The sequence below is a fragment of the Pseudomonas sp. MWU16-30316 genome (assembly GCF_020515645.1).
GTDB lineage: Bacteria > Pseudomonadota > Gammaproteobacteria > Pseudomonadales > Pseudomonadaceae > Aquipseudomonas > Aquipseudomonas cerasi.
Window position 1 is genome coordinate 648,608 of record NZ_JAIZAZ010000002.1, and the last position, 12,292, is coordinate 660,899.

Annotated in this window: 11 protein-coding genes, 1 tRNA gene and 1 pseudogene; 11 read left to right on the forward strand and 2 right to left on the reverse strand. The window is 58.8% G+C overall.

Annotated elements, in window-relative coordinates:
* Positions 1 to 3: 3 nt before the first annotated feature.
* The 5 genes and pseudogenes from bamC to LCH65_RS09750 form a co-directional block, all read left to right on the forward strand.
* Positions 4 to 1,122 carry an outer membrane protein assembly factor BamC gene (gene bamC, locus LCH65_RS09730; RefSeq protein WP_096120660.1) on the forward strand — a complete coding sequence of 373 codons (1,119 nt, stop codon included), beginning with the start codon at positions 4 to 6 and terminating at the stop codon, positions 1,120 to 1,122.
* Positions 1,123 to 1,881 (forward strand): MBL fold metallo-hydrolase, encoded by a 759-nt coding sequence (locus LCH65_RS09735; protein WP_003430848.1) that lies wholly within the window; start codon positions 1,123 to 1,125, stop codon positions 1,879 to 1,881.
* 28 nt (positions 1,882 to 1,909) lie between these two features.
* Complete coding sequence (gene purC / locus LCH65_RS09740) at positions 1,910 to 2,620, forward strand: phosphoribosylaminoimidazolesuccinocarboxamide synthase (protein ID WP_003430849.1); 711 nt, start codon at positions 1,910 to 1,912, stop codon at positions 2,618 to 2,620.
* A 91-nt stretch (positions 2,621 to 2,711) separates the two neighbouring features.
* Positions 2,712 to 2,801: transfer RNA gene (locus tag LCH65_RS09745), tRNA-Ser, on the forward strand.
* A 144-nt stretch (positions 2,802 to 2,945) separates the two neighbouring features.
* Positions 2,946 to 3,302 (forward strand): annotated as a pseudogene (locus LCH65_RS09750) (hypothetical protein); the annotation flags it as partial.
* Here LCH65_RS09750 and LCH65_RS09755 read toward each other — a convergent pair.
* Positions 3,274 to 4,257: an LLM class oxidoreductase gene (locus LCH65_RS09755; RefSeq protein ID WP_096136962.1), complete on the reverse strand. Its 984-nt coding sequence runs from the start codon at positions 4,255 to 4,257 to the stop codon at positions 3,274 to 3,276. The pseudogene LCH65_RS09750 and the gene LCH65_RS09755 sit on opposite strands and share 29 nt — an antisense overlap.
* Before the next feature lie 297 nt (positions 4,258 to 4,554).
* Between LCH65_RS09755 and gvpU the strand changes: the two genes are divergently transcribed.
* From gvpU to LCH65_RS09785, 6 genes are all read left to right on the forward strand, one after another.
* Positions 4,555 to 5,037, forward strand: a complete 483-nt coding sequence (gvpU, locus tag LCH65_RS09760) for a gas vesicle accessory protein GvpU (RefSeq protein WP_003409447.1) — start codon at positions 4,555 to 4,557, stop codon at positions 5,035 to 5,037.
* A gap of 313 nt (positions 5,038 to 5,350) precedes the next feature.
* Positions 5,351 to 7,042: an NAD-dependent malic enzyme gene (locus LCH65_RS09765; protein WP_096120658.1), complete on the forward strand. Its 1,692-nt coding sequence runs from the start codon at positions 5,351 to 5,353 to the stop codon at positions 7,040 to 7,042.
* Positions 7,043 to 7,274: 232 nt separating this feature from the next.
* On the forward strand, positions 7,275 to 8,915 hold the full coding sequence (locus tag LCH65_RS09770; protein ID WP_003430856.1) for a phosphoethanolamine--lipid A transferase: 1,641 nt from the start codon (positions 7,275 to 7,277) through the stop codon (positions 8,913 to 8,915).
* Positions 8,916 to 9,104: 189 nt separating this feature from the next.
* On the forward strand, positions 9,105 to 10,238 hold the full coding sequence (gene rnd, locus LCH65_RS09775; RefSeq protein WP_226439308.1) for a ribonuclease D: 1,134 nt from the start codon (positions 9,105 to 9,107) through the stop codon (positions 10,236 to 10,238).
* Positions 10,235 to 10,528, forward strand: a complete 294-nt coding sequence (locus LCH65_RS09780; protein WP_003317401.1) for a YcgL domain-containing protein — start codon at positions 10,235 to 10,237, stop codon at positions 10,526 to 10,528. The genes rnd and LCH65_RS09780 overlap by 4 nt, the downstream gene beginning before the upstream one ends.
* Positions 10,529 to 10,598: 70 nt before the next feature.
* Positions 10,599 to 11,531: a D-2-hydroxyacid dehydrogenase gene (locus LCH65_RS09785; RefSeq protein ID WP_003368280.1), complete on the forward strand. Its 933-nt coding sequence runs from the start codon at positions 10,599 to 10,601 to the stop codon at positions 11,529 to 11,531.
* A gap of 66 nt (positions 11,532 to 11,597) precedes the next feature.
* Here LCH65_RS09785 and LCH65_RS09790 read toward each other — a convergent pair whose 3' ends face one another.
* Positions 11,598 to 12,191 (reverse strand): nitroreductase family protein, encoded by a 594-nt coding sequence (locus tag LCH65_RS09790; RefSeq protein ID WP_003317403.1) that lies wholly within the window; start codon positions 12,189 to 12,191, stop codon positions 11,598 to 11,600.
* Positions 12,192 to 12,292: the final 101 nt, after the last annotated feature.

The following is a 12,292-nucleotide window of genomic DNA, read 5'->3' on the forward strand; positions in this document are numbered from 1 at the left end:
GCAATGAAGCGATTGGCCGGACTTTCCGCACTTGCTCTTATTATCTCCAGCACCAGCGGTTGCGGTTGGCTCTGGGGCGAAGATGGTTACTTCCGTGATCGCGGCAGCGATTACCTCCAGGCGACCCAGACCCCGCCCATGCAGTTGCCCGCCGATGTTAGCGGCGTCAAACGCCTGGATCCTTTGCTGCCGATCCCGCGTAACGTGGCTGACAGCACCCAGAAAGACGGCGAGTACATCGTGCCGCGTCCTCAGCCGCTGGGCACGACTTCCGAGTCGAGCGACTTCAGCCTGCAGAAGAGTGGCGATGCGCGCTGGATCCTGGCTCAGCGCCAGCCTGCCGAAGTCTGGCCGGTGGCTCATCAGTATTTCGAAGACAACGGTTTCCGTATCGCCGAAGAGCGTCCGCAGACAGGCGAGTTCAGCTCCTCGTGGCAGCGCCTCGATGAGTTGTCCGCTTCGGTGGCCAAGCGTCTGAGCGCCGCTGGCGTCGCCGCCAATGCAGAAACCCGCGTGCGGGTGCGTATCGAGCCGGGCGTGCAGCGCAATACCAGTGAAGTCTACGTGGTCAGCGTCGAGCGTCCTGCCGGCAGCACTGCCGACGTGGCCTTCCCGACGCGCACCACCAACCTGGGCCTCGATGCCGCACTGACCGACGATCTGCTGGCCAGCATGGGCCGCAACGCCGAGAAGGGCGGCTCTATTTCCCTGTTGGCGGCACGTGACTACGACACCCCGAGCCGTGTTGCCTTGAGCGAAGACGGCAGCGGCAACCCGGTATTGAACCTCGGTGCCGACCTGGACCGCGCATGGTCGAGTGTTGGCCGCGCCCTGGATCAGGGCGACTGGCGTGTCGAGGACATCAACCGCAGCCTGGGTCTGTACTACATCAACCTGGCTGAAAAGGCCAAAACGCCTGAAAACGAGCCTGGTTTCTTCGGCAGGATGTTTGGCAGCAAGTCGACCAAGGAAGAGATCGATGCCCGTGCCGAGCGCTATCAGGTCCGCCTGAGCAAGGTCGGTGACAACGTTCAAGTGACCGTCGAGAAGAACATCAACACCGTTGCGCCAGCGGATATCGCGCGCCGGGTGTTGAGCGTTATTCAAGACAACCTGGGTTAAGTGCGTTTCGCGGTTCTCGGCAGCGGTAGTCGTGGCAACGGCACGCTGGTCGCAAGCAACGATACGTACGTACTGGTCGATTGCGGTTTCTCCTTGCGGGAAACCGAGCGGCGCCTGGCTCGTCTGGGCGTCTCGGCAAGCCAGCTGAGCGCTATTCTGGTAACCCACGAACATGCCGATCACGTGCATGGCGTGGGTTTGCTGTCGCGGCGCTACAATGTGCCGGTCTACCTCAGCAACGGGACCTTGCGCGGAATGCGCAAGCCGGTGGAAATTGCCGGCCTCCTGGCAGGCGGGGAGAGTTTGCGGATCGGCGCACTGGACATCGACGTGGTGTCGGTCGCTCACGATGCGCTCGAGCCGACGCAGTTCGTCTTCAGTGACGGCAAGCGCCGCTTCGGCCTGCTGACCGACCTTGGGTCTTACTGCTCCAACGTATTACAGCGTTATCAAGGCCTGGATGCTTTGATGATCGAGGCCAATCACTGTCGCGACATGCTTGCCCGAGGCCAGTATCCGGTCTTTCTCAAGCAGCGCGTGGGCTGTGAAACAGGTCATTTGAACAACCATCAGGCCGCCAGCCTGGTGAGCGAGCTGGGATGGCAGGACCTTCAGCACCTGGTGCTGGCGCATCTCAGCAGCAAGAACAACCTGCCGCATCTGGCCCGGCAATGTTTCGTCGACACCCTCGGGTGCGACCCGGACTGGCTGCAACTGGCCGATCAAGATTCAGGGCTCGACTGGCGACATATCGCCTAGCCCAACTACTTAGCAAGCGGAGCCCATCATGGAAAAACGTGAAGAACTCTACCGCGGCAAAGCCAAATCGGTTTACAAGACCGACGACGCTGACCGCTTGATCCTGCTGTTCCGCAACGACACCTCGGCGTTCGACGGCAAGCGCATCGAACAGCTGGACCGTAAAGGCATGGTGAACAACAAGTTCAACGCCTTCATCATGCAGAAGCTTGAAGAGGCGGGTATCCCCACCCAATTCGACAAGCTGTTGGGCGACAACGAGTGCCTGGTCAAGAAGCTCGACATGATCCCGGTCGAATGCGTCGTGCGTAACTACGCCGCTGGCAGCCTGGTCAAGCGCCTGGGCATCGAAGAGGGCACCAGGCTCAATCCGTACACCTTCGAACTGTTCCTCAAGGACGACGCCAAGGGCGACCCGTTCATCAACGAATCCCACGTTGTGGCGTTCGGCTGGGGTACCGCCGAGCAACTGGTTCGCATGAAAGAGCTGTCGATCAAGGTCAACGACGTGTTGACCAAGCTGTTTGACGACGCTGGCCTGCTGCTGGTCGACTTCAAACTCGAGTTCGGCGTATTCCACGGTGAAATCGTCCTTGGCGACGAATTCAGCCCTGACGGCTGCCGTCTCTGGGACAAGGACACCCGCAAGAAAATGGACAAGGACCGCTTCCGTCAGGGTCTGGGCGACGTTATCGAAGCTTATGAAGAAGTCGCAAACCGTCTGGGCGTGCCGCTGTAAGCGGAAAAAGCACGCAAGCGCTTGATAGCACGAAAAAAAACAGCAGAAGGGCTTCGCCTTCTGCGTTGATGCTGTTATGATGCGCGCCGTTGGAGAGATGCCAGAGTGGCCGAATGGGACGGATTCGAAATCCGTTGTACCTTCACCGGTACCTAGGGTTCGAATCCCTATCTCTCCGCCATTATTTATCCAAAAAGCCCCGCAATGCGGGGCTTTTTGGTTTCCGGGATTTGATGATCCTCAGCCCAGCCCCTCACTTCTATCCTGAAAGGCTACTTTTACCGTGAGACCAGCCGAGCCACCGCTCGAACGCTGTGCCTCACCAGTAGCGTGATTGGAAGGGCGTGTGCGCACCCGGTTGTTTCAGTGCACCACGCGTCGGTTGTCGCTCACCGAGGCGGGGGAAACCTTCTACCGTACCTGCACGACGGTCGTTTCAGATCTGCAGGAAGTCGAGATTGCGCTGACTTCAACCCAGACCGAGCACAGGGCAAGGCGCGTATTGATTGGCCAGCGGCATCTGAATAGCGGCAGGCTGGTGGCGGTGCTACTGGATCTTGCTACCGAAGGCCTGCCGATGAGTCTTGTCTGGCTGCGAAGTCGCGAGGCGCTGCCAAAAGTCAGCGCGTTAAGTGCCTGCCTGGGAGCTAACCTCACGCCTGCCGGGCGTGTTGGGACGTGATGGAAAACTCGGGGAGAATGTGCTCCTGAAGTTCATCGATCACCTCCAGAGAGGGACGCCGCGTCGGCTTGAGGTTCAATGCGACATGATTGATCCCGGCTTCGCGTTGCCGGGAGAAGAAGTCCTTCAGCGCCTTTCGACCACCCCGTAGCATCCGCCCCGTTTGTAGCGGCGCGTCAGGATTGGCATCGAGGTCGAACATCGCGCCGTAGCCGAAAGGGATGAATCCCCTGGAAGCGGTTGCCTCACGCCAATGCGGTACAGCCTCCGGCATGCGCAGCGCATCGCCATGCCAGATCCAGGCATCGACATTGGCCGCAAGCCACTCCAGGCTCTGTCCAGCACGACCGATGGCGATGACAGGGACCGGTTGAGCAACGGGTTTGGGTACCAGATCGATGTCGCCCCGCAACTGGCCGAAATGCTGTGTCTTCAGCCGCGGAAACGACTCTGAAAGCAGCGTTTTGATCAGCGTTACCGCTTCCCGATAGCGTTCAGCCCGGCTGGCAAAGTCGACTCCGAAAGCCGGATATTCTGTTGCCCGGTCACCCGAAGCCATGCCCGCGAGAAAGCGGCCTCCGAGGAGTTGGTCCGCCGTCGCAATCTGCTTGGCGGTGATAACCGGCTCCCGCAACGGGCTGACGATGCCTGCGGTGCCGATGGCGATTCTGCTCGTAAGCGCTGCCAGCCAGCCCGCGTACACCATCGGATCAAGGACCTGGCCGGTATCACCAAATGACGGATCGTAAAACGGCACATCGCGCAGCCACAGCGCCGCAGCATCGCTCTGATCAAGGCGCTGCACGATCTCGGCCTGGTCCTCCAGGCTGGGAAAAGGGCTGTCAGGATAGCCTCGCGCGGGCGAGATGAACCCGATGGTCAACTGATCACGCTGGAATGTACCGCTGAACGCCGTATGGTTCTCCAGGCCGAGCGATTGATTGTTCTGAGTCATCGTTTTACTCCGTTTCGGAAATCGATCATTTGATTCTATAGATGACCTTCAGGCTGATCTCAGACCTTTTGGATCAGTCATGGTGAAAAAAAATCACGAATAGTCGGTCTGCAGCACCTAACCGAACCACTGGCATCCCGTGCAGGGTAGAAACACTGTCATCATCCTCCTGCGAAATCGCCTGGTCTCACTCGTCCCATTCGGCCATTCGCAAACTAATCCTGCCTCCCGGTTTCGCTTTCGCCCTTTCTGATCTATACCTTGGGTTCAACGTTTTGTGAGGCGAGGAGCTTTCAGATGTCAGACGTAGATCAGGTACAAAAGTCGCAACCTTCTCCCAGCCAGAGCCACGATGACGTGATTGCTCAGTTCAAATGGCAGGGCAAGCAGATCGACTGGTTGCTGCAATGGCTGGTCAAGTTTGTTGCCAACACCAAGGTTGAGATGGGCGTGACGCTGTCGGTGGGCGGGAATCTGGTTTCCGGGCATCTGATTTCTCACGATGCGTATTTCGAGCAGTTGGCCGACGATATCTCGGCACCGTTCAGCTCGTTCGCCAACGGCACTGACGCGACCATGAAAGAGATGATCCTGTCCTTCAAGCCCGGTGAGTCATCTGAAGACACCCCGGCCTTCCATTTCATTCACTTGAAGGACTGCCGCACCTATTCCACTGACGGCAACCCGATTTGTGATGCCGGTGTGCTGTGGCGGGGCCGAATCTCGGCCGTCGATGGGTTCACCATCGGGCTTATCGCCGAAAAGCCTGACGCAGCCTGACCCCATGGAGCCTCGACGTCCGTCGGGGCTTTTTCAACCCGAGACCATGATGGCTTCCAGCGTGCAGAATGCACTGGTTGGTCACGGAATGCTGCACCTGCAGTAGCGTCACTTAGCCATTCTTTGCGCGACAAAATGTCGCAAGCCGCTGTCAGGCGAGTAATATGTTCGCCCTGACCTTATCTGCCGAATGGTTTTCGGCATGGCCTGATAGAGAGCTGGCGACAAGAAAAAACAACAAGAACTGAGCCAGGCTGCCCGCCCCGGTCGACGTAAAGAATTAATGAGTAGACGAAAAAGGCGATTAGAGAAAATGACCAAAACTTCGCGACCTTTGTACATTTCCTACGCAGGACCTTCACTGCTGGAAATGCCCCTGCTGAACAAAGGCAGTGCCTTTACCCCGCAAGAGCGGGTCGAATTCAATCTGATCGGGCTCCTGCCGCAGAACGTGGAGACGATCGAAGAGCAAGTCACCCGGGTCTACAGCCAGTACAAACAGTGTGCGAGCGACCTGGACAAGCATATCTACCTGCGCTCGATCCAGGACAACAACGAAACCCTGTTTTTCCGTCTGCTCGACTCCCACCTGGACGAGATGCTGCCGATCATCTACACGCCGACGGTGGGGCAGGCCTGTCAGGAGTTTTCCAAGATCTACCGCACGCATCGCGGCCTGTTCATTTCCTACCCTGAGCGCGACCGCATCGATGATATTTTGCGCAGCGCGACCAAGGACCGGATCAAAATCATCGTCGTGACCGACAGCGAGCGAATTCTCGGTCTGGGTGATCAAGGCATCGGCGGCATGGGCATTCCGATCGGCAAACTGTCGCTGTACACCGCTTGTGGCGGGATCAGCCCGGCGTACACGCTGCCGATCGTGCTGGATGTCGGCACCAACAACCGTGAGCTGCTGGACGACCCGATGTACATGGGCTGGCGTCACGAGCGGGTATCGGGCAAGGAATACGAAGACTTCATCGCGCTGTTCATCGACGCGGTGCAGCGTCGCTGGCCGGACGTGCTGTTGCAGTTCGAAGATTTCGCCCAGTCCAACGCCATGCCGCTGCTCGAAAAGTATCGGGACGAGCTGTGCTGCTTCAACGATGACATCCAGGGCACCGCGTCGGTTGCCGTGGGTACGTTGCTGGCGGCCTGCAAGGCCAAGAATGAAACCCTCGGCCAGCAGAAGGTGGTGTTTGTCGGTGCCGGTTCGGCAGGCTGCGGGATCGCCGAGCACATCATCGCAGCGATGCGCATCGAAGGCCTGAGCGAAAGCGAGGCGCGCAAACGTATCTTCATGGTCGATCGTTTCGGCCTGTTGACCGAAGGCATGGATAACCTGCTCGACTTCCAGAAGCGACTGGCGCAAAAGACTGCCGACGTATCTGGCTGGACTGCCGGCGCCGAAGCCTTCCCGCAGTTGCTCGACGTGGTCACCCACGCCGGGGCCACCGTAATGATCGGTGTGTCCGGGCAACGGGGTCTGTTCACCGAGCAGGTGATTCGCGAATTACACAAGCATTGCGCCAAACCCTTGGTAATGCCGCTGTCCAATCCGACTTCCAAGGTAGAAGCCACTCCGGAAGAAATCCTGCGCTGGACCGACGGTAATGCGCTGGTGGCCACCGGCAGTCCGTTTGCGCCAGTGGAGATCAACGGCCGCACGGTACACATCGCGCAGTGCAACAACTCCTACATCTTTCCGGGCATCGGCCTCGGCGTGGTGGCCTGCAAGGCATCGCGCATCACCGACCGGATGCTCATGGCGGCGTCCAATGCGCTGGCCGAGTGCTCGCCGATGGTGACAGGGAAGGGCGATGCGGTGTTGCCGCCGCTCAAGGAAATCCAGCAGGTCAGCCGCAAGATCGCCCTGGCTGTGGCCAAGGAAGCGCAAGCCGAAGGGCTGGCGCTGGAAACCACCGAAGAGGCGCTGCTTGAGGCCATCGAGCGTAATTTCTGGTTGCCGGGCTACCGGGCCTATCGCCGCCGCTCGGTCTGATCGGGCGTATCTGCGAGGATGACGTCTCCGCAAGCTTGCTTGCGGAGACACGCTGCTCTGCAAATGCAGTAACGCTGCAATGAGTTTCTTTACAGTGAAATAAGCTTCATTCAACCCAATCCTCTCACCTTTTTCACATAAAATTGATGATGCGCTGCCTACAGTGCGCGCCATCGGAGTGTTCACTGGCTCCTGAATGCCCGATGCATATTAATTCGATAAGCAGACCACGATGCCGACACCCAGAACTGTTCGTCCAGAGGTTGTAACCCTACTTGCCAGTGCGTTTCTGTTACTGGGTTTCAATATCAATCTTTGGCAGCATCTTTTCTCGATTACCAGCGCCGATAGCAAAGGGTTGGCCATGCGCTTTGCGTTTGGCTTGATGATTTTCTGCGTGTTCAATATCGTGTTGACGCTGTTGGCATTTCGTCGTGTGCTTAAACCGGTGTTGATCAGTCTGTTTATGATCAGCGCGGGGGTGGTTTATTTCATGACCGAATACGGGGTCATGATCGACGCGGGCATGTTTCGAAACTTCGCCGAAACCAACGTCACGGAAGTGCAGGGGCTGCTGTCTTTAAAACTGGCTTTGTATATCCTTCTGCTGGGCATAGTGCCTTCGCTGATACTCTGGAAACTGCCGATCAGCTACCGTCGCTGGCACCTCGAATTGTTCAGCAAACTGTTGGTGACGGTGGCGTGCTGCGTGGCAATCGGCGCCATTGCACTGGCCAATTACCAGGGCTTGTCGTCGTTGTTCCGCAACCACCATGAATTGCGCCTGATGGTAGTGCCAAGCAATTACATTGGTGCGTCGCTGGGCTACCTGAGTGAGCAGGTGATCTCCGCCAGGCGTCCCTTCGTCAAGATCGGCGAGGACGCCAAGCGTTCTGCGGACTGGGCCACGCACGCCCGCAAATCATTGACCGTGCTGGTGGTCGGCGAAAGTGCCCGGGCCGAGAACTTCGGAATCCTTGGCTACGGTCGTAACACCACGCCCAACCTGAACAAGGAAAGCGGACTGGTGGCGTTTACCGATGTGTATTCCTGCGGTACCGAAACCGCAGTATCGGTGCCTTGCATGTTTTCCAATATGGGACGCAAGAACTACAACGCTACCCAGGCGCGTAATCAGGAAGGCTTGCTGGACGTACTGAAGCGCGCGGGTATAGACGTGATATGGCGTGACAATCAAGCGGGCTGCAAGGGCACCTGTGATCGAGTGACCTTCCAGGACGTGAGCAATCTCAAGGACCCGCTGTTGTGCAACAACCATGAATGCCGGGACGAGATACTCTTGCAAAACCTGCAGGCCTTTATCGACGGCCTCGACAAGGACACGGTGCTTGTTCTGCATCAGATGGGCAGCCACGGTCCTGAATACTACAAACGTTACCCGAAAGACTTTGAAACGTTTACCCCGGTGTGTGAAAGCAATGCGCTGAACAATTGCAGCCGGGACAGCATCGTCAATGGGTACGACAATACGTTGCTGTACACCGACCATGTATTGTCCACGCTGATTGATCTTCTGCGCACCAATCAAAACAAGGTCGATACCGCCATGGTGTACCTGTCGGATCATGGCGAATCTCTGGGCGAATATAATCTGTTCCTGCATGGCACGCCTTATGTGCTGGCGCCTGATCAGCAAAAGCATGTGCCGATGATGGTCTGGTTGTCCGATACCTATCAGAAGTCCTTTGCCGTTACGCCGGAGTGTCTGGCCAAACAGCGCAATGCACCGTTGAGCCAGGACAATCTTTTCCATTCCATGCTCGGTCTGCTGAAAGTCGATACCAAGGTCTATGACCCCAGTCTCGATATGTTTGCCGCATGCCGCAGCGAGTTGGCGACCACCGACAAGTAACGACATGCGCGGCGTGCCGGGTATTGATCGTCCTCTCAAGCCGTGGGGGCGATCATTGGCAGCGTGTCTGTGAGGCAATAGCTCCTCCTGTCCTTCATTTGCATGAAGATGCGCCAGACCCGGACGACAGACGCGCGATAATCTCCCATGACGATATATACTGCGCGCCATTGTTGAAGGGAGAGCCGTGTGGCCATCGATATTCACTGGATTCGCGACGACGACAGCCTCGCCCGGCATTGCGCACAATGGCAGTCACTGCCTTTCGTGGCGCTCGACACCGAGTTCATGCGGGTCGAAACTTTTTATCCGATCGCTGCGCTGCTGCAGATCGGCGACGGGCAGAGCGCCTGGCTGATTGATCCATTGCTGATCAACGACTGGCGGCCGCTGTCTGCGTTGCTCGAAAACCCCGACGTCATCAAAGTGGTGCATGCGTGCAGCGAAGACCTCGAGGTATTGCTGCGCCTGACCGGCAGCCTGCCGGTTCCGCTGTTCGATACCCAATTGGCAGCTGCCTACCTGAACCTCGGTTTTTCCATGGGCTACTCGCGTCTGGTGCAGGAGGTCCTCGACATCGACCTGCCCAAGGGCGAAACCCGCTCCGACTGGCTGCAGCGTCCGCTGTCGGAAACGCAGATCAGCTACGCGGCCGAAGATGCCGTGCACCTGGCCGAGCTGTTCACCATCCTGCGCCCGCGCTTGTCCGACGACAAATACGCCTGGCTGCTGGACGACGGCGCTGAACTGGTCGCCAACCTGCGCCGTGAGGTGGACCCGTACGAGGTGTATCGCGACGCCAAGCTGGCCTGGAAGTTGTCCCGTGCCCAGCTGGCGGTGCTGCGCGAGCTGTGTGCCTGGCGTGAGCGCGAGGCGCGTGCCCGCAACCTGCCGCGCAACCGTATCGTGCGCGAACACTCGCTCTGGCCATTGGCCAAGACCCAGCCGGACAACCTCGGCGCGCTGGCGCGGATCGAAGACATGCACCCGCGTACGGTCCGCCATGACGGCGAGTTTCTGCTCGAGCTGATCAAGACCGCGAGCGTGCTGCCTCCAGAAGAGTGGCCACCTGCGTTGCCCGAGCCATTGCCCATCGATGCCGCCGGGTCGATCAAGCGTCTGCGTGCAATCGGTCAGCAGTATGCCGAGCAACTGGACATGGCCCCGGAACTGATGCTGCGCAAGAAGACCCTCGAAGCCCTGCTCAAGAGCGGCTACCCCGATGGTCCTTACCAATTACCCGACTCGCTGCGTGGCTGGCGTCGCGAGTTGATGGGTCAGGCGCTGCTGGACAGCCTGGCCACCCCCGGAGAACCGTCTTGAAGCGCATCTGCTCGATTTATCGCAGCCCGAAAAGAAACGAGATGTACCTTTACGTCCTGAAGAGCGACGTTCTCAAGCGTGTGCCTCCAGAGCTGATGGTGGCGTTCGGCAAGCCGGTTCATGCATTCGATCTGGTGCTGAGCCCCGAGCGGGCGCTGTCGCGTGAAGATATCAATGTGGTGCTTGAGAACCTTGACAGCCAGGGCTATCACTTGCAGATGCCGCCGGCTGAAGACGATTACATCGAGCACCTGCCCGAAGAGCTGCTGCGCCGCAACGATCCCATGTAATCGTTGCCCACGTTGTAAAGCAGCCCACATCGACGTGGGTTGCCTGTCCTGTTTTTAAGGTTTTTGAAACATGCGCGTTCTGATTGCCGAGCACGATTACCACGTTTACACCCAATTGTTGCGCAAGGCTGCGCCTGATCTGGAAGTTTTCAGCACTGGCGATTCTGCCGAGCTGTCGCGCATGGCCAGCGACTGCCCGGTCTGGCTGGGACAGCCGGACCTGATGGCCAACCTGTTGCGGCAGGGGCACAAGCCGCAGTGGCTGCAATCCACCTGGGCGGGCATCACACCGCTGCTGGCTGACAGCCTGTCGCGGGAATATCGCCTGACCCGTGCAGTCGGGATTTTCGGTCAGGTCATGGCCGAATTCGTTTTGACCTACATGCTTGGCCATGAGCGCGAGGTGCTGGCGCGCCTGATGAGCCAGGTCGAACGCAAGTGGGACAACCGGACCGGGCAGAGTCTGTCGGGCCGCAAGGCATTGATCGTCGGTGCCGGTGATATCGGTCAGCGGGTTGCCGAGTTCCTCTTGCCGTTCGGTGTGCAGGTGTACGGTGTGGCTTCCAGTGCGCGCGCACAGGAACCGTTCATCGAAGTGACGGCGTTGTCAGACATGACGCGTCTGCTCGGCGAGATGGATTACGTCATCAACCTGCTGCCCAACACGCCCGAGACGCACGACCTGTACGATGCCAAGCTGTTCGCCAGCTTCAAGCCCACGGCGCTGTTCATCAACGTCGGGCGCGGCGTGGCGGTTGTCGATGCGGATCTGGTCGAGGCGTTGAAGGAAGGGCATCTGGCTGGCGCGGTGATTGACGTCTGCCGTCAGGAGCCTTTGCCGCAGCGGCATCCGTTCTGGACTGCCTACGGTCTGCTGTTGACCGGTCACAGCTCGGCGCCTACCTCGCCCGTGGCCATGACCGAGCTTTTCGTCCATAACCTGCAAGCTTTCCAGGCAGGAGAAGCGCTGCGCGGCGAGGTCGATTTTTCGCGAGGTTACTGACGCCCTTGCCAACGAGCCGACGTTTCAGGCGCCGGCTCGCAGGCATCGATTACTGCAACCAGTCAGTTACAGCGAAAAATCACCTTCGGCGGCCAGTTCTGCCAGCGGCTTGCGCGGGCTTGGCACTTCGCGGCCTTGCAGGTAGTCCGGCAGGGTCGACTTGTCACCCAGCTTGCCGATCGCGATGGCCGCGTGCACAGCGTAGCCCTCGGGAATATTCAGTTCCTTGCGGGTCAGATCCTGATCGAAACCGGCCATGCCGTGGGTGTGCCAGCCGCTCAGGCTGGCCTGCAGTGCCAGGTAACCCCATGCCGAACCCGTGTCGAAGGTGTGCCATAGCGCCGGGCTCTCTTCGCTTGCGCCGGGGGCGACGAAGGTGGTCTTGGAAATGACGATCACCAAGGCCGCCGCGTGTTGCGCCCAGCTGCGGTTGAACTCGTTCAGCAGGCCCAGATAACGCTCCCAGTTTGGCGTATCGCGACGTGCATAGAGAAAGCGCCAGGGCTGCGAGTTATACGCCGAGGGTGCCCAGCGTGCGGCTTCGAAAAAGCTCAGCAGGGTTTCCTGGTCGATGCTCTCGCCACTGAAGGCACGTGGCGACCAGCGCTCGGTGAATTGCGGGTCGATAGGGTGATCGGCGATGCGAGGGTTCGTGCTCATGAAAGTCCTTGATAGCGAAGGTTGAAAACGAGCGTGGCTTGATGGGCCGTGGTCGGCAGGCATCGCTTGAACGCACTGAAAACCCGTTAACGCTACTGTTT